This window comes from Haloarcula sp. K1 (assembly GCF_001647155.1).
GTDB lineage: Archaea > Halobacteriota > Halobacteria > Halobacteriales > Haloarculaceae > Haloarcula > Haloarcula hispanica.
The window spans coordinates 617,334-632,605 of the sequence record NZ_LRHL01000043.1; the positions used below are offsets into that span (position 1 = coordinate 617,334).

Below are 15,272 nucleotides of genomic sequence, written 5' to 3' on the forward strand. Positions count from 1 at the left end.
TTATGGGTTTATTAGTGCCTCCTGATGGAGGTGGGAACGGCTTCAGTTGAACAGTCGCCCATGGCACAATCGATAAGATCATGGATAGTCAAGCAACAATCATGATATACTCAACGGGGCCGCTGCTGACAGTCGACCTGTCAGCGGGTGAGAGAAACACGGAGGAGATAGACGGCATCCTCGAACAGTACCTCGGTGGTCGCGGCGTCGGGACGCGGCTCGCCCACGAGCGGATCCCGTTCGACGTTGACCCGTTCGGATCGGAGAACCGACTGGTGTTCTCGACGGGGCCGATGCAGGCCGCCCAGATGAGCTTCACCGGCCGGATGAACTGCACCGGCGTCTCACCGCTGACTGACGGACTGCTCTCCTCGAACGCCGGCGGGTTCATGTCCAGGAACTTCGCCGATACCGGGTACAGCGCTGTCGAACTCACCGGCGAGAGCGACGAACTCGTCATCCTCCACGTTCGGGACGACGGCGTCGAGTTCGAGGCCGTCCCCGACCTCGCCGGCGCGACCGTTCCCGAGACGCTGGAGTACCTCGACGCCGAACACGGTATCGAGGCCGACCAGACGGCCGTTATCGGCCCGGCCGGCGAGAACCGGGTCCGGTTCGCGTCCATCATGACGAGCGGGGAGCGGGCGTTCGGTCGCGGCGGCCTCGGCGCGGTCATGGGCGCGAAAAACGTCAAGGGACTCACGTTCGCGGGCGATTCCCCACCGGACATCGAGGTTCCGCCGATACAGACGGACATTCACCGGGAAGCCGCCACAGCGGACCACATCATGAAACGGCAGGGAACCGTCTCGGTGATGGACCTCGCCAACGAGGTCGACGGGCTCCCGTCCTACTACTTCTCCGAGCAGTCCTTCGCGGGCGTGGAGGGCATCAACGGCGACGCCGTCGAATCGAAGAAGTACAAGAAGGGGACCTGCTCAGCGTGCGCGTTCGCCTGCAAGCTCCCGACGCAAGACAAGGAGCGCGGCGTCGAGACCGAAGGCCCCGAGTTCGAGGTGGCGATGGCGTTCGGGTCGAACTCCGGCGTCGACGACATCGTGGACGTGATGCAGTCCAACGAACTCTGTGACCGCCTCGGGATGGACGCCATCTCCGCCGGCAACACCGTCGCCGCGTATCTCGCCAGTGAGGACGCCTTCGGCGACACCGACCTGATTCACGAGACTGTCGAGAAGATTGCCCACCGAGAGGGTGTCGGCGACACCCTCGCGGAGGGCATCGACCGCTGTTACGACGACCTCGGTGTTGAGAACTGGACGGTCAAGGGGATGGACTTCGCGGCTCACGAGGGCCGTGTCCTTCACGGCCAGGGACTCTCCTACGCCGTCGCCAACCGCGGCGCGGACCACATGTATGCGACGTTCTACTCCGTCGAGTACCCACTCGTCCCCGACGAACAGGCGGTGGCTCCGGAGGGGACGCTCGGGAAAGCCGACGTGCTGGTCGAGCGGGAGAACCTGATGGCGCTGAACGACAGCGGCGTCGTCTGCAAGTTCTCGCGGGACTTCATGACTCCCGAGCGCTACGAACAACTCTTCGATGCCGACTTCGAGGACCTGATGGCCGTTGGCGCTCGCACCGTGACCCTCGAACGCCACTTCAACAACCAGCGCGGCTTCGACCGGACAGACGACGCGCTCCCCTACGAACTCCCGTCGTTCGAAGCAGCGCTCGACGAGTACTACGACGCACGCGGCTGGTCCGACGACGGCACGGTCCCCGAGAATACGCTGCCGGTCTAATTCTCGCCCCGGAATCCTCGCAGATAGCTACCTGACTCCGTCCACACACTGACGGCAGCCCGACCGGTCAACCGATCTCTCCTCGACGGCGAACGCTGTCCGGTGTGAATAAAACCCAGTCCCGGTCAGTACCGGGCAAATGTCGACAGTTGCGATCCGGATACGAGCGGGCGCTCAGAACGGCGGGCTGTAATCCTCGTACTCGTCCATCTCCTCCATGTCGTCGGTCTTCGAGGGCATGACCGCGGCGCGCGGTCCGCCAGAGCGGACGACTTCGACGTCTTCGAGCCCGTCGACGCTCTTGGGGAGTCGCTGTTCGATTGCCTTCATCGTCATCGGAGCGATGCCACACCCCGAACACGCGCCGCCGATAGCGACGGTGGCTGTGCCTGCGCTTTCGTCGACCTCGCGGACCTCGAAGTTGCCGCCGTGTTGCTGGATCTGCGGGACGTTGTTGCTCAAGTAGTTACGCGTCTGTCGTTCGAGTCCTTCTGCGCTCATGACACCTCTACCTACGCACCAACATATCATAAAACTGGTGTTTTTGGGGGGCCTAAAATATCATCTTTTAGGCCGCCAAAACCCAGAATCTTGGCAAGCCGAATTTTTACTATATCAATTCTATCAACTTTTCGCACGGCCTAAAATAGGTCTTGAACAGTACAGCCCCCTCACGCAGTGTCCCCATCGGAGGTCGTCGAGTCTGAATCGCTAACCTCCCGTGTACCCTCCGCCCCGGCGTCACAGGGGAGCGTAGCCGCCAACCGCTCGGCGACCATCGGACTGACCAGACCGGCCAGTTCCATCGCCTCCGTCTCGTGGTCGTCGAGATCTAGCACGCCTCGGAAGAACCACGAGACGGTCACGTACGTCTCGTGTAACTCTGTGGCTTCCTCGCGCCCCGATTCAGTTAACGTCACCCCATCGTAGGGCTCGTAGGAGACGAGACCGTCTTCGGCGAGTCGTTGGCACATCTCCGTCACCGCCGCCGGAGACCGATCGAGCATCTCCCCCAACTCTCCCGGTGCGACTGGCGGGTCGTCCCGGTGCTGTGCGATGTAGATCGCCAGCAAATACTCCGGTGCCGTTCTCATCGCTCCGCCGAATCCGCCCCATCCCCGCCGCTTGCTGCGGGCGTACTGGCCGTCGACTCCCCTGTCGACTGCTCACCGGTCCCGAAGACCACCGCGTAGGCCCAAGTCCATAGTCGAGCGCGCGACCGTTGCGGGCGTTTACCCATCGTTCGGTTCCCCCGATATCCCGCTATCGCTGTCGCCACTCATCAGGCAGACGCCCCCCAATAGTGTCGGCAGAGCACGGGCGGTCGAGCAACTGCTCGCCACTGGGACCTCGGGATATGGCCCGCGGTGCACGCCGCTACCCCGCGAAGGGTGCCGACGTCGTCCTCGACGATACGACACCGCTCGCCATCGAGTCCTCTGCGGGTCTCTCCCCGTTTGTGCCCCGCACGCAGTACCGTCGTCTGCCATATGTTTTAGGCCAACCTAATAATATAAAACGTCTGCGGTTTTTAGGACTGCCTAATCCAATCTGCGAAGTCGGTAAATGGAACAGTTGACTCCGCTGTCCGACGCAGCGAGTCCGTCGCGTGGCACTCAGCTTCGCTACCCGGAACACACCGCCTCTCTCACCGCTGTCTCGAATCGACCCGTTCAGTACGGTTTGACCGATTTGATATCGCATTATATGGTTTATTCAGCCCGCGATCGGCCAAGCTCCGACTCGTCCGTGAACAGCCAACAGAAGGTGCATAGCGGCTAAAACGTCGCTACTCGGTAAACTCGGTAATAGACTCGAACGCGTCGGTCGCCAGCCGTTCGGCGACTGCGTCCCTGTCCACGTCACTGATTTCCTGCGGGTACTTTCGTTCGAAGTAACTCACGATGTTCTCCACATCGCGGGTTAGCAGTTCCCTGGCGTTTTCGTGGTCGGTCGGGACGGCCTGGGGCCAGTCGAAGACGACGACACCCTCGTTCGTGACGAAGACGTTGTACTCGCTCATATCCGCGTGGACGTACCCCTCGCGGTAGGCCGTCTGCATCTCCTCAAGCACGAGATCCAGAATCGGCAGTACCTGTTCCGGTTCGAGTTTCGTTCGGGAGAGTTCGACGCCGTCTATCTTCTCCATGACAATCGCATGGCGGTTCGTGTCGATAGGCTGTGGGACTGATACGTCCGGATACAGCGTTTCGAGGGCATCGTACTCCCGTTCGGCGGCCTTCCGGGCGGTGTAGAGCCAGGAGACGTGGTCGCGGTCGGCAGTGTACTCCCGCTCTTTCATCACTTCGCGGAAATTGGTGTACCCTTCGCGGTGGTATTTCAGCGCTACCGGTTTGTACGACTGGGCCTCGTACACGTCGCTTTCCTTGCCGACGCCCAGCGGCGACCCAACTCCTTCGATAGTGTCGCGCTCGGCAAAGGTGTGCAGCGCAAGCGTGTCGTACCCCTCGAACGTGAGTTTGAACCCCTCGTACTGGATGGTCTTGCGCTCGACCAGCCCCCGGTCCGCACACCGGTCGAGCCGGTAGTCGACGTCCTCCGTCGTCAGCCGGGAGAATTCGGTCAACTTCTCGCGGGCGACGTACTCCGAGAACCGCATCCCCTGTTCGACGCCAGAGAGCAGATGGAAGTCCTCGGGTTCCAGCTCCGCCATCACTGAAGCCACGTTCTGGACCATTAGGGTTCTCTACTGGGCCAACTGGTAAAAGGCCGACGCGTTCGGCGGATGGCATCAATAAATTAGCATTCGCTATACAAAATCCTGTCTCGGCCTCGTCGCTGTTCGGTTTGCAATCGGGCTGATATGGGTATCTAGCTACTCCGATACGGACCTGATTTCGGTGTTTCGCGCCCAACAGCGTCTGAGACAATGTCCTGCCGAGTAGGAATACTTTAACCCACATGAGTACAGGTTCACATAGTAGTATTATCGGTCGGGTATCACCGCTGTATTACGTCTCTGTAGCTCAAATCACGACTGAGGACTCGTGAACGCTGGCTCTGACCGGTTGCAGGCTTCCTTTATATGAACGGTGTCTGAAAGGGGTTGCGAGCTACACATCAATCTACAAATACAATCCTAACTTCGGTAGCAGTATATGTAATGCGAACAGTAGCTGCCTTTGGCTACTGAATATATTCTAAATTAGTCTATACTTTTGGTCTCCTGAACACAAACAGCCCGTGTGAGCAGACGAAACAAAGATCAACTCAGAGATTTGCTTCGCTCGCTTGCCCTCCATCCCCACGATAGACGACTCGCGTTTCCGGTACTGTTTGCCGTCGGCACGCAACTGTACTTTTTCCTGACAATCACACTCGATTCCACTCGACCGCCTATGGCACCCGACGCTGGTATCTTCCAGCATCTCGGCTGGTATTTGACACGCGGAGGGCGGTTGTACGTCGACGCCTGGGAACCGAAGTTCCCGCTGTCCTACGAGACGACAGAGATACTGGCATTGCTGTCCGGTGGCGATATGTACCGACTCCACCTCCTCAGCGTGGTGCTGATGAGCGGCGCGGTGTGTGCAATCGTCGGACTCGTCGTGATACTGGTCTATGACATCACTGGCGACGATATCGCTGCGCCGCTGGCTGGCCTGTCGATGTTCCTGTTGCCGGGGTTTGCCGTCCGGCCGGCGTATGGGTTCAAAGCGAAATATCTCCTCGTTCTCTGTGGATTACTGGCGATATATCTGTACACGCGTGGCTACCCGGCACTGAGCGGCGTGGCTGCGGCAGCCAGTGTTGGATACTGGCAGGCTGGGGCCATCTTCCCGCTGATCGTGGTCGGTCTAGCGATCCAACGGCGCGACACGCGGGCGCTTGAGCGTGTCGTCGCCGGCGGTCTCGGCTTTACCGTCGTCATGTTGATGCCGGTGTTTCTCCTCTGGCATTCAGCCTCGGAGATGGTCGTTCAGGTTCTCCTCGTACCGTTACAAACGGAGGAACACGCGTCGTTGCTCGCTCGGTTCGTCGCCGGTGTCGTCCACTTTAAATGGGCGTCACCGTTCGTCTTGCTTGGCGGGCTCGGCCTCGCTCATACCGCTCGATGCTGTTTCACAGACACTGAGGGCGTTGCCGGGCGCACCGAATGGTGGATTCCGGTCGGCGCAGCGTGGTTCGCGTTTCTGATACTGTTCGTCGATTTCGAAACAGGCGGCTACACCGACCTCATTCCGGGGCTCGCGTTCGTCGCAATCGGTATCGGCATGATCGCGACGGTGCTTCGCGACCGACAACAGGCGCAGAATCTCGGCGTCGTCCTTGCGCTGGTCCTCGTCGTGAACGTCGCCTTCCTCGGTAGCGTCGGCGTCGTCTTCACACCCGTCGAGACGCCGGGACCGGTGCCGATGTCGGACCTCGAAACCCACGACCTTCCAGCGGCCTATGACGAGGCCGAACCAGTACCCGACGTCCGATACATCTACTGGCAACAGATCGAGCCGTCGACGTGTCACTACCGGCTCTCGCTGATGGAACTGCGGTGGCTCGACCGAGTCGACTCGTCGGTAGACAGTCGGTGTCTCGACTTCGGGACCGCCAGCGCTCGACTCGGGAACGGATAGCCCGTTACGACTCCGCGGAGTCGTAGTCGGAGAGCGACGTTTGCGTCGTTTCGACTGAGCCCGTGATGATGTAGGGAACGAGAATCCGGAAGAACTGGGCGGCAAGGACCAGCAGAATCGGGCCAAGGAAGATGCCGTAGAATCCGAACACGATCGGTCCGAAGATGTACGCGAACATCAACAGGCCAATGTGGGTCAGGTCGCCGCTGACGTACGGCCGAATCAGGAAATCCGGGATGGTGTCGACGACGACCAGCGTGACTGTGAGGAAGAGAACGACCCAAGCCAGGGCCGCCGTTTGTCCCGTGACGACAGCGGAGATCGCAAGCAGTGCAGCGACGGGCAGGTAGACGATTTTCATTCCGACGACAGGAACGAGACTCCCGATGCCGGTGAGTGCGCCGACGAGTGGTGCAAACGGAATCTGCACTGAGCCGGGAGCGACCAGATTGTACAGCGAGAACACGAAAATCCCGATTACACCAGTCACCAGTGCGTTCAGGATGTTCCCGAAGAGAATCGAGGACAGTTCCTCGTCGACTGCTGCCGCGTACTCCCTGAGGACGCCCGACCCGTCGAAGGTGTCGAGGAACCAGCCGACGAGGCGCGGTCCGTCGGTAAGCAGGTAGTACGTTCCAGCGAATACGATGAACACGCGCAGCAGTAGCGCCGTAAGCATGCTCACGGAGCCGATGAGCGTATCGGATATTTGCCCCAGCCACGACTGGACTGTCGCGTTTCGCAACAGGTCGATCACCTCAGCCGGTCCCATTGCCAGCAAATCGGTGAAGCCGAGGTCGGCGAGCGGCCCCGGCAGTGAACCACCCTGGAGATCCTGGAACTGCGCGAGGTACGCCGCGCCCAAGCCGCCCTCGCCGAAGAACGCCTGTAATTCGGGGACAATGAGGACGAGCGTGTAGCCGACCAGAACCACGAACGGCAGGAGAAAGAAGAAGATCGTGGCCGCCGCGTGGACCTGCTTCTGGTAGGGGACGGCTCGATTCAGGAACGAATCGGGCAGCGGAAGCCGCCCGAGCCGTCGATAGATCGGTCGGCTGGCGTAGTACAGGAAGACGGTAAACACGAGCGTCGGGAGGAACTGGGACAGGACGAACCCGACCACGAGGAGGAGTGCTACGCCTGCGAGGGCAAAGAGGGCGCGCCGTCCGAGGTCGGTACTATATTCCATATGTTTTCAATACAACATCTCGATGAAAAATAAAACCACCGGTCGGCTCGATGATTTCTAGCGTGGCGGAACGAAATGGGCGGCGTCACGCTATCGGCTGTGGCTACAGCCCCTCGAACTCCGTGATCGCCTCCCGCCAGTCTTCGGGGATCGGACGCGAGGATTCCGTGTCGCGATCGTACGTGACGACAGTCGTTTCCCCGGTCGCAGCCACACCGTCCTCGGTCCGGACCTCGTACTCGAAGGGGAAGCTCTTCCCGCCCAGACGGGGCACCCGGACGGCAACGGCGACGGAGTCACTGATCCGGACCGGCTGGATGTAATCGATTTCGAGGTTCGCGATGACCATGCCGGTGCCCGACTCGCTGCCCGAGAGCAGCGCTTCGCCACAGTCGACCACGTCGTGCAGGTAGTCGATGCGAGCCTCCTCGAAGTAGGTCGCGTACGTCGCGTTGTTGACGTGGCCGTACGTGTCGATGTCCGTGTACCGGACCTCGACTTCCGTCGTGTACTCGAAGCTCATGCCAGCAGTTCCGCGTGTTTCTCTTTGAGCTTCTCGATTTTCGGCGGGATGGTCAACTGACAGTAACTCTGGTCCGGATTCTTCTCGAAGTAGTCTTGATGGTACTTTTCCGCGGGATAGAACGTCTCCAGCGGCTCGACTTCGGTGACGATGTCGCTGTCGTAGCCCGGCTCTATCTCCTCGATGAGGGCTTCGACGGTTTCGCGCTGGGCCTCGTCGTGGTAGAACACGGCCGAGCGGTACTGCGTGCCGACGTCGTTGCCCTCCCGGTCTTTCGTCGTCGGGGTGTGCGTCGTGAAGTGGACCGCGAGCAGGTCCTCGTAGCTCACCTCGTCCGGATCGAAAGTGAGCTGGACGCACTCGGCGTGGCCCGTTTCCCCGCGGCAGACCGCCTCGTAGCTGGGGTCGGCGACGTGGCCGCCGGCGTAGCCCGAGACCACATCGGTCACGCCGTCGACCTGCTTGAACACCGATTCCGTACACCAGAAGCAACCGCCCGCGAATGTCGCTTGTTCAGTCATCACCGGACGTACGTGCCCGGCGTACAAAACTCACTGGCTGTGTTCGTCCCAGACGGACATCGGCCTACCGGTCGACCTCGCCCATGATAGTGTCCAGACTACCGATCGTCGCCACGAGGTCGGGGATGTACTCGCCGCGTGCCATCTCGGACAGTGCCTGGACGTGCGAGAAGGAGGGGCCGCGGATCTTGAACCGGGCTGGCGTCTCCGTCCCGTCCGAACGGATGTAGATGCCGAGTTCGCCCTTCGCGGCCTCGACGGCGCGGTAGAGTTCGGCGTCGGGGTCGGGCCGGAGCGTGCGGGGGACGTTGGCCTGAATCTCGCGGTCGTCCTCGGGCCAATCCTCCAGTAGGTCGACGCACTGGCGGATAATCTTCGCGGACTCCTCTACCTCGCGCAGGCGCACGAGCAGGCGCGAGAAGTTGTCGCCGCCCTGCTCGGTGACGACCGACCAGTCGAGTTCGTCGTAGTAGCCGTAGGGGTCGTCCCGCCGGAGGTCGTAGTCGACGCCGGAGGCTCGGGCGACCGGCCCGGTACAGCCATAGGCCTTCGCGGTCTCGGCCGGGAGGTGGCCCGTGTCAACCGTTCGCAGTTGGAGGATTTCGTTGCTGGTGAGCATGTCGTGGTACTCCGTGAGCTTGTGCGGCAGGTCGTCGAGGAACGCGCGTATCTTCTCGAAGAACGCCTCGCGGGGCTCGGGCAGGTCCCAGGCGACGCCGCCCAGCCGCAGGTAGTTGAACATCAGCCGCTGGCCGGTGAGGTCCTCGAGGATGTCCTGCACGAGTTCGCGGTCCCGGACCCCCCACTGGAAGGTGGCGGTGAACTCCCCGACCACGTCCAGCGCGTAGGTCGCGACCGCGAGCATGTGCGAGAGAATTCGCGAGAGTTCGCCGCCCATCGTCCGGATGACCTGGGCATACGCCGGCACCTCGATGTCGGCGAGGTCTTCGGCCGTGCGGGCGTAGGCCCACTCGTTCAACAGCCCGGCCCCGCCCCAGTCCCAACGGTCCGGGTAGGGCATGATCTGGTGGCGGTAGGCCCCCTGCTGGCACATCTGTTCCTCACAGCGGTGGATGTAGCCGATGTCTGGGTCGACGGCCGCCACCTGCTCACCGTCGAGCTGGACGTTCAGGTGGAGAACGCCGTGCGTCGAGGGATGGTGTGGCCCCATGTTGAGGTGCATCGTCTCCGGCCCCTCACGGCGGTCTTCGAGCAGGCGCTCGTGCTCCCGGAAGGAGACGATCTGTGGCTGGTCCTGATTGTAGTCCCGGCTCAGTGGGTGGCCCTGCCAGGTCTCGGGCAGGAGAATGCGCCGGAGGTCCGGATGGTCCTCGTACTCGATGCCGACCAGGTCGTAGGCCTCCCGCTCGTGCCACGCCGCCGTCGGGTACACGGGAACGGCTGACTCGCTGGTCGGCGACTCTCTGGGTGTCGGAACGACGACCGAGAGTTCCTGTGTCGGGTCGGCGTAGCGTCGCAGATGATAGATCGTCTCGAACCGGTCGGCGTACTCCTGGGCTGTGACGCAGGCGCAGTGGTCCAGACCGGCCTCGGTTCGCAGCGTTGAGAGGACGGTCTGGACCTCGTCAGCACGGATGACAGCAGCCGGGGCGTTCTCGTGGCGTTCGGTGGAAAGGACGTGGTCGGCGATCGGCTCGATAAGCGGATGGACATCGTCGGTTCGGTGGACTGTCTGGGCCATCTCCGTGACCGTGCGTTCGGCGTTTGCGTCCCTCGACCTGTCCCCTCATGCCCGAGGTTATTTTAAATACTGCTCGGAACAGCCAGGTATGAAATACGTCACGCTCTCGCTGTGGATGGCCCCTGAGGTCCGCCACTCGATGCACCAGTTCGTCGTTGAGCACGACGGCTACGAGGCGAGCTATCTCCTCCGGGGCAACGACATCGGTTCCGACCTCCAGACGCTGCTGTTTCATGTCGACGGCTTCCCGCCGGAGCCCTACCGGGCGGCGCTGGAACAGGCTGACACCGTCCGGGAGTACGCCATTTCGACGTGCCCCGACGAGACGTTCTACCTCTACGTACAGGACTCGCCGTCGACGACCGGCCACGACCTCGTCGACGCGCTCACACGGGCCGGCCTGGTCATCGTCTCGCCGGTCGCCTACCACGCCGATGGCACGGTCGGACTCACGCTGGTCGGTCCGGGCGGGACGGTCCAGCAGGCAATCGAGACGGTGCCAGACGGCGTCTCCGTCGACGTTCGGGAGGTGGGGGAGTACGACAGCCGGCGGCTCGACACCGGGGCGGCGCTCACCGACCGCCAGTTCGAGGCTGTCGCCGCCGCTGTCGACTGCGGGTACTACGCTGACCCCCGCGAGGGGAGCGTCGACGACGTCGCCGACGAACTGGGCTGTGCCCCCGGAACTGCCGCTGAACACCTCAGGAAGGCCGAGGCTCATGTGATGGCTGACGTACTCGAACAGCGTCCCGTACCAGCGGAGTAGTCCGCTCTACCCGGGGACCGCCGGAGCGGCTGACTACCGTATGTCTTCCCGGAAAAACTATAAACTCCGGAACAGTGCCTTCTAATGCTGGATTGCGAACGCATCACAGGGGCCAGCGGTAGCCCGACTCAGGACAACACCGACCATGAACACAGTAACTATCGACGACGTACCGGTCGAACGGAATCCGATGCAGGTACACGACATCCGCAAGCCCGTTTCCCGGAAACTCGGGACCGAGCATTTCGCGGCAAACTACTTCGAACTCGAACCTGGCGACTCCTTCTCGGGGAGCCTCCACCGCCACCACGACCAAGAAGAGGTGTTCTACATCGAACAGGGACAGACCACCTTCGAGGTCGGCCTCGACCGCGAGGAAGTCGATGTTTCGGGCGGCGAACTCATTCGCTTCGAGCCCGGCGAGTTTCAGGAAGGGTACAACTCCGGCGACGAGCGCGTCATCGGCTGGGCCTTTGGCGCGCCCGGTGCAACTCACGACTGGGACGAGCTAGAATCGAGAGCGCACTGCCCGGAGTGCGACGAAGAAACGACCCAGAGCGTCGCCCTCGCCGAGGGTCGGTTCGAACTCACCTGTACCGACTGCGGGAACGTCCAGGGCTAGGGCCTACTTCTATCGCTCTCGTGATTGGTAACAGGTGTTTGTACAGCCAGAAAGCCCCCGCTCGCTCGACTCCTGCGACTCGCTGCGCGCTCCCTCGCTCCTCAACGTCGCTCGTCAGTGCTTGCATCGCCTCGAACGTCGAGCGAGCGGCCCCTTTCAGTCCCACCCGTAGCCGGTTGGACAAAGAATGCTGGGCGGGACTGAAAGGGGCGTTGTCGGCGCTGTGCGCCGACTGCTCGGGAGACCGCAGGTCTCCCGGTGGGCGGCTGGACGAAGGCGGGCGATGTAAGCACCACAGGAACGACCGGAGGGTGTGACAAGGAGCGCAGCGAGCCCCCCGAGTTCAGCCGGCCGGGGCTTTCTGGCTCTTTGCATAAACAACGACCCCGTCAGTCATTCCACCCGTTGCTAGCCCGCAATTCATATCGCATCGCGTCACGAAGCCCAGGTATGTCACTGGCCGACCTGGAGTGGCGCGTCATCGGCGAGGAAACACGACCCGGACCGATGACGATGGCACTGGAAGCGGCCGCTGCCGAAACCGTCGCGGCTGGCGGTCCGGCAACGGTGCGGGTGTACACCTGGCCCGATACGCTGTCGCTGGGCTACGGACAGGACCCAGACACGATCGACTGGGCGTTCTGCGAGCGCGAGGATATTGGGGTAACACGACGACCCACCGGTGGCGGCGCAATTTATCACGACAGCGTGGCGGACATCTCGTACGGCATCATCGCGCCGGCCGACGCCGTGCCGGGCGATCTGATGGCGTGTTACGAGCAGTTCTGTGAGCCCGTTTTGGACGCGTTCGAGCGCATGGGCGTCGACGCGTCGTTTGCCGACGACGAGCGGTCGGCGGTCCACCAGCCGGCCTGTTACCTGCGGCAACTCCATCCGGCCCACGATATCGTCGGCCCCGACGGCCGCAAACTCAGCGGGAACGCGCAGTACCGCCAGAAGGACGCCGTCATTCAGCACGGTTCCCTGTCCGTCTCGCTGCGCCCCGACCGCCACTGCGGCTGTTTCACCGCCGACCCCGACTCGGAGCGGTTCACCGAACGTGTCGGGGCGATAGACGAATACGCCGATATCGACCGCGCCGAAGCCGTCGAGACGCTCCGCTCGACGCTGGCCGAGTGGGTCGACGCGACCGAGGGCTCGTGGACGGATGACGAACTCTTACGCGCACGCGAGCACGCGAGGGATAAATTCGACGCAGACGAGTGGATTCGCCGGTCGCCCTGACGCTGGCGGTGCGGTCCGGCGATGACGGCCGTGCCGGGCCACCACGAGCCGCGTCCTACCCTGAAAGATCGCCCTTCAGAGTGTTTCTTCGACAAACTGCGAGATAAGGCGGTCCTCGGCAGTCCGGAGCTGGTACTGCACGGTCGACCGGGGCTCGTCCAGTATCGATGCGAGGTCCTTGACCGAGACTTCCCGCGGCCGCTCGTAGTAGCCGTGGGTCACGGCGGCCTTCAGCACCCGCCACTGTTGGGGCGAGAAGTTCGTCGCGACCCGTTCGGTGGCCTTCCAGTTTCCAGCACTGGTGATGTGAGACACCGAGAGTGTGACGCCATCGCGGAGGCTCGATTCGATTCTGTCGTACACCTCGCCGATGGGGTTCGACCCCGGATAGAGGACGCGCCAGCGGTACTCGTCGCCAGTCCGCCGGGATTCGAAGATAGCCCCGTCACTGACGTGTCGGTGCAGGAAACTCGGCAGCGACTGACAGCCGCTGATTTCGCGACGCAACGTGTACACCGTCCGCGACGTTTCCCCGCGGTCCAGCACGTGGTACGTCCGCGTCGTATCACAGCTCACGACGTCGAAACACTCGTTACAGCGATCTTCGTCCAGGAAGACCTCGTCGAACGCACTCAGGGCCTCGGGCGTCCCCTTCGCGTGGTCCAGCCGCCACATATGGTCGTCACCGACGAAGATGGCCGAGGACCACACAGAGAGACTTTCGTGCTGCCGGAACACGTCCATCAGGCTATCGGCTCCCGCGTCGAACTGCAAGACGAACTCGAACTCGCGTGTTTCATCTACTGCGGCCTGTGATTCGGTCATTTGGCTATTACTAACTTATCGAGACCAGTATAAGTCGATTATCAGTCGACTGAAGACGCTCAAAACTAGATAGTTGGCTATTGATAAGAATATATTCGACAGCGAGGTCACCGATGTCGGTGCGGTGGTCGATTCATCGTGACCCTCACGCCTGCAATGACGGGCTACGAGGGCGGACTGTCCAACGTTCCTGACAACAGAGCTACGTCACCGTTTTGTGGCAACCCGGCCAAGCAGTGGCATGGTCTCGTCCCCCGCTGATGACGACGCTGCCGACACCTCCGCCGACCCTCAGGCAGCCGACGGCAGCGCCGCAACGCTTTCCGAGGAAGAACTGTACGCGGTTGTTCGGGTGGCTACCGAGGACGCAGTGCTTGGCGCGCTCGGCACGCTCATGTTGGTCGGTATCGGCATCGTACTGGCCTCTTGGGGCGCAGCGTTACTAATGTCAGCAACGCCGCTTCCAGCGGCCATCGGCGTGGTTCTCGTCCTGTTCGGTGCATACCTCGCGCTATCGAGCCTCCGCATGATCCCGCCCGTTCGCGAGTGGGTCTGAGGCGGTCGGGTATCCCTGTTCCCCGGTCTGTCGTCCCGCCCGGCGAAATCCGGACACGAGCTATAACCGACCGTGGCACTCCGGAACCTCTTTTGTCGGGCATCACTGACCGGTGTGCATGGTACGAGTCGGGGCACACACCTCTATCGCCGGCGGCGTCTACAACGCCGTCGAGGAACAGGTCGAGTACAGCGGCAACTGCGGGCAGATATTCTCCCATTCGCCACAGGTCTGGCAGGACCCGAACATCGACGACGACGAAGCCGAGCAGTTCCGCGACCTCGCAGCCGACCACGGCGTCGGCCCGTGGGTCATCCACTCGTCGTATCTGGTCAACCTCTGTACGCCCAAAGACGACCTCCGCGAGAAGTCCCTCGATTCGATGCAAAAGGAGGTCGACGCCGCCGCGAAGCTGGGCATCGAGTACGTCAACGTCCACCTCGGCGCTCACACCGGCGCGGGCGTCGACGGCGGCCTGGACAACGCCGCGAGCGTACTGGACGACCTCGACATCCCCGAGGGCGTCACCGTGCTGGTCGAGTCCGACGCCGGTAGCGGGACGAAACTCGGCGGCCAGTTCGAGCATCTGGCGACGGTCCGTGAACGCACAGACCAGGATATCGAGTTCTGTCTCGACACGGCCCACATGTTCGCCGCGGGCTACGACCTCTCGACACCCGAGGCCGTCGACGAGACGCTCGCGGAGTTCGACGAGGTCGTCGGTGTTGAGGACCTCGCCTGTGTCCACCTCAACGACTCGAAACACGAGTGCGGGACGAACAAGGACGAACACGCCCACATCGGCGAGGGCCACATCGGCGAGGACGGCATGCACGCGTTCGTCAACCACGACGCTATCCGCGACGTACCGCTGGTGCTTGAGACGCCGACCGAGAACGGCAAGAGTTTCGCCTGGAACATCGACCGCGTCAAGGAACTCCGCGGCGAATAGCCGCCATCGGGCGCAG

At 62.2% G+C, this 15,272-nt stretch carries 15 protein-coding genes; 7 read left to right on the plus strand and 8 right to left on the minus strand.

What is annotated here, in order from left to right; genetic code table 11:
- Nucleotides 1-101 precede the first annotated feature (101 nt).
- Nucleotides 102-1,763: an aldehyde ferredoxin oxidoreductase family protein gene (locus AV929_RS16710; protein WP_064288784.1), complete on the plus strand. Its 1,662-nt coding sequence runs from the start codon at nt 102-104 to the stop codon at nt 1,761-1,763.
- A gap of 174 nt (nt 1,764-1,937) precedes the next feature.
- Here AV929_RS16710 and AV929_RS16715 read toward each other — a convergent pair whose 3' ends face one another.
- From AV929_RS16715 to AV929_RS16725, 3 genes are all read right to left on the minus strand, one after another.
- Complete coding sequence (locus AV929_RS16715; protein WP_014041215.1) at nt 1,938-2,264, minus strand: NifU family protein; 327 nt, start codon at nt 2,262-2,264, stop codon at nt 1,938-1,940.
- A gap of 170 nt (nt 2,265-2,434) precedes the next feature.
- The gene (locus AV929_RS16720; protein ID WP_064288785.1) at nt 2,435-2,857 is read right to left on the minus strand and encodes a metal-dependent transcriptional regulator; all 423 of its coding nucleotides are present in this window, start codon (nt 2,855-2,857) and stop codon (nt 2,435-2,437) included.
- A gap of 695 nt (nt 2,858-3,552) precedes the next feature.
- Nucleotides 3,553-4,461, minus strand: a complete 909-nt coding sequence (locus AV929_RS16725) for a serine/threonine-protein kinase RIO2 (RefSeq protein WP_008308075.1) — start codon at nt 4,459-4,461, stop codon at nt 3,553-3,555.
- Between the two features lie 661 nt (nt 4,462-5,122).
- Between AV929_RS16725 and AV929_RS16730 the strand changes: the two genes are divergently transcribed.
- The gene (locus AV929_RS16730) at nt 5,123-6,355 is read left to right on the plus strand and encodes a DolP-mannose mannosyltransferase (protein ID WP_050007078.1); all 1,233 of its coding nucleotides are present in this window, start codon (nt 5,123-5,125) and stop codon (nt 6,353-6,355) included.
- Nucleotides 6,356-6,359: 4 nt separating this feature from the next.
- On the opposite strand, the gene AV929_RS16735 is transcribed toward AV929_RS16730, so the two are convergent.
- From AV929_RS16735 to AV929_RS16750, 4 genes are all read right to left on the minus strand, one after another.
- A complete protein-coding gene (locus AV929_RS16735; RefSeq protein ID WP_064288786.1) occupies nt 6,360-7,544 on the minus strand; it encodes an AI-2E family transporter in 1,185 nt (394 codons plus the stop codon).
- Nucleotides 7,545-7,647: 103 nt separating this feature from the next.
- Nucleotides 7,648-8,067 carry a thioesterase family protein gene (locus AV929_RS16740; protein ID WP_014041210.1) on the minus strand — a complete coding sequence of 140 codons (420 nt, stop codon included), beginning with the start codon at nt 8,065-8,067 and terminating at the stop codon, nt 7,648-7,650.
- On the minus strand, nt 8,064-8,588 hold the full coding sequence (msrA, locus tag AV929_RS16745; RefSeq protein ID WP_023843406.1) for a peptide-methionine (S)-S-oxide reductase MsrA: 525 nt from the start codon (nt 8,586-8,588) through the stop codon (nt 8,064-8,066). The genes AV929_RS16740 and msrA overlap by 4 nt, the downstream gene beginning before the upstream one ends.
- A gap of 64 nt (nt 8,589-8,652) precedes the next feature.
- Nucleotides 8,653-10,290 (minus strand): NADH-quinone oxidoreductase subunit D, encoded by a 1,638-nt coding sequence (locus AV929_RS16750; protein WP_064288787.1) that lies wholly within the window; start codon nt 10,288-10,290, stop codon nt 8,653-8,655.
- Nucleotides 10,291-10,378: 88 nt separating this feature from the next.
- Here AV929_RS16750 and AV929_RS16755 point away from each other — a divergent pair, with 88 nt between their 5' ends.
- From AV929_RS16755 to AV929_RS16765, 3 genes are all read left to right on the plus strand, one after another.
- Complete coding sequence (locus AV929_RS16755; RefSeq protein WP_064288788.1) at nt 10,379-11,056, plus strand: helix-turn-helix domain-containing protein; 678 nt, start codon at nt 10,379-10,381, stop codon at nt 11,054-11,056.
- Nucleotides 11,057-11,201: 145 nt separating this feature from the next.
- A complete protein-coding gene (locus AV929_RS16760; protein ID WP_050037027.1) occupies nt 11,202-11,678 on the plus strand; it encodes a cupin domain-containing protein in 477 nt (158 codons plus the stop codon).
- Between the two features lie 450 nt (nt 11,679-12,128).
- Nucleotides 12,129-12,923, plus strand: coding sequence for a biotin/lipoate A/B protein ligase family protein (locus tag AV929_RS16765; protein ID WP_014041205.1), 795 nt, complete (start codon nt 12,129-12,131; stop codon nt 12,921-12,923).
- 75 nt (nt 12,924-12,998) lie between these two features.
- Here the strand turns inward: AV929_RS16765 and AV929_RS16770 are convergent, their stop codons facing one another.
- Nucleotides 12,999-13,748 (minus strand): helix-turn-helix domain-containing protein, encoded by a 750-nt coding sequence (locus AV929_RS16770; RefSeq protein WP_064288789.1) that lies wholly within the window; start codon nt 13,746-13,748, stop codon nt 12,999-13,001.
- Nucleotides 13,749-13,989: 241 nt separating this feature from the next.
- Between AV929_RS16770 and AV929_RS16775 the strand changes: the two genes are divergently transcribed.
- Both AV929_RS16775 and AV929_RS16780 read left to right on the plus strand, forming a co-directional pair.
- A complete protein-coding gene (locus AV929_RS16775; RefSeq protein WP_008308090.1) occupies nt 13,990-14,304 on the plus strand; it encodes a hypothetical protein in 315 nt (104 codons plus the stop codon).
- A 118-nt stretch (nt 14,305-14,422) separates the two neighbouring features.
- Nucleotides 14,423-15,256, plus strand: coding sequence for a deoxyribonuclease IV (locus AV929_RS16780; RefSeq protein ID WP_064288790.1), 834 nt, complete (start codon nt 14,423-14,425; stop codon nt 15,254-15,256).
- The last annotated feature ends 16 nt before the right edge of the window (nt 15,257-15,272 follow it).

Excerpts from the sequence above, each read along its gene's own strand:
- AV929_RS16710 (WP_064288784.1), top strand. The coding sequence starts at position 102 with ATGATATACTCAACGGGGCCGCTGCTGACAGTCGACCTGTCAGCGGGT.
- AV929_RS16715 (WP_014041215.1), bottom strand. The coding sequence starts at position 2,264 with ATGAGCGCAGAAGGACTCGAACGACAGACGCGTAACTACTTGAGCAAC.
- AV929_RS16720 (WP_064288785.1), bottom strand. The coding sequence starts at position 2,857 with ATGAGAACGGCACCGGAGTATTTGCTGGCGATCTACATCGCACAGCAC.
- AV929_RS16725 (WP_008308075.1), bottom strand. The coding sequence starts at position 4,461 with ATGGTCCAGAACGTGGCTTCAGTGATGGCGGAGCTGGAACCCGAGGAC.
- AV929_RS16730 (WP_050007078.1), top strand. The coding sequence starts at position 5,123 with ATGGCACCCGACGCTGGTATCTTCCAGCATCTCGGCTGGTATTTGACA.
- AV929_RS16735 (WP_064288786.1), bottom strand. The coding sequence starts at position 7,544 with ATGGAATATAGTACCGACCTCGGACGGCGCGCCCTCTTTGCCCTCGCA.
- AV929_RS16740 (WP_014041210.1), bottom strand. The coding sequence starts at position 8,067 with ATGAGCTTCGAGTACACGACGGAAGTCGAGGTCCGGTACACGGACATC.
- msrA (WP_023843406.1), bottom strand. The coding sequence starts at position 8,588 with ATGACTGAACAAGCGACATTCGCGGGCGGTTGCTTCTGGTGTACGGAA.
- AV929_RS16750 (WP_064288787.1), bottom strand. The coding sequence starts at position 10,290 with ATGGCCCAGACAGTCCACCGAACCGACGATGTCCATCCGCTTATCGAG.
- AV929_RS16755 (WP_064288788.1), top strand. The coding sequence starts at position 10,379 with ATGAAATACGTCACGCTCTCGCTGTGGATGGCCCCTGAGGTCCGCCAC.
- AV929_RS16760 (WP_050037027.1), top strand. The coding sequence starts at position 11,202 with ATGAACACAGTAACTATCGACGACGTACCGGTCGAACGGAATCCGATG.
- AV929_RS16765 (WP_014041205.1), top strand. The coding sequence starts at position 12,129 with ATGTCACTGGCCGACCTGGAGTGGCGCGTCATCGGCGAGGAAACACGA.
- AV929_RS16770 (WP_064288789.1), bottom strand. The coding sequence starts at position 13,748 with ATGACCGAATCACAGGCCGCAGTAGATGAAACACGCGAGTTCGAGTTC.
- AV929_RS16775 (WP_008308090.1), top strand. The coding sequence starts at position 13,990 with ATGGTCTCGTCCCCCGCTGATGACGACGCTGCCGACACCTCCGCCGAC.
- AV929_RS16780 (WP_064288790.1), top strand. The coding sequence starts at position 14,423 with ATGGTACGAGTCGGGGCACACACCTCTATCGCCGGCGGCGTCTACAAC.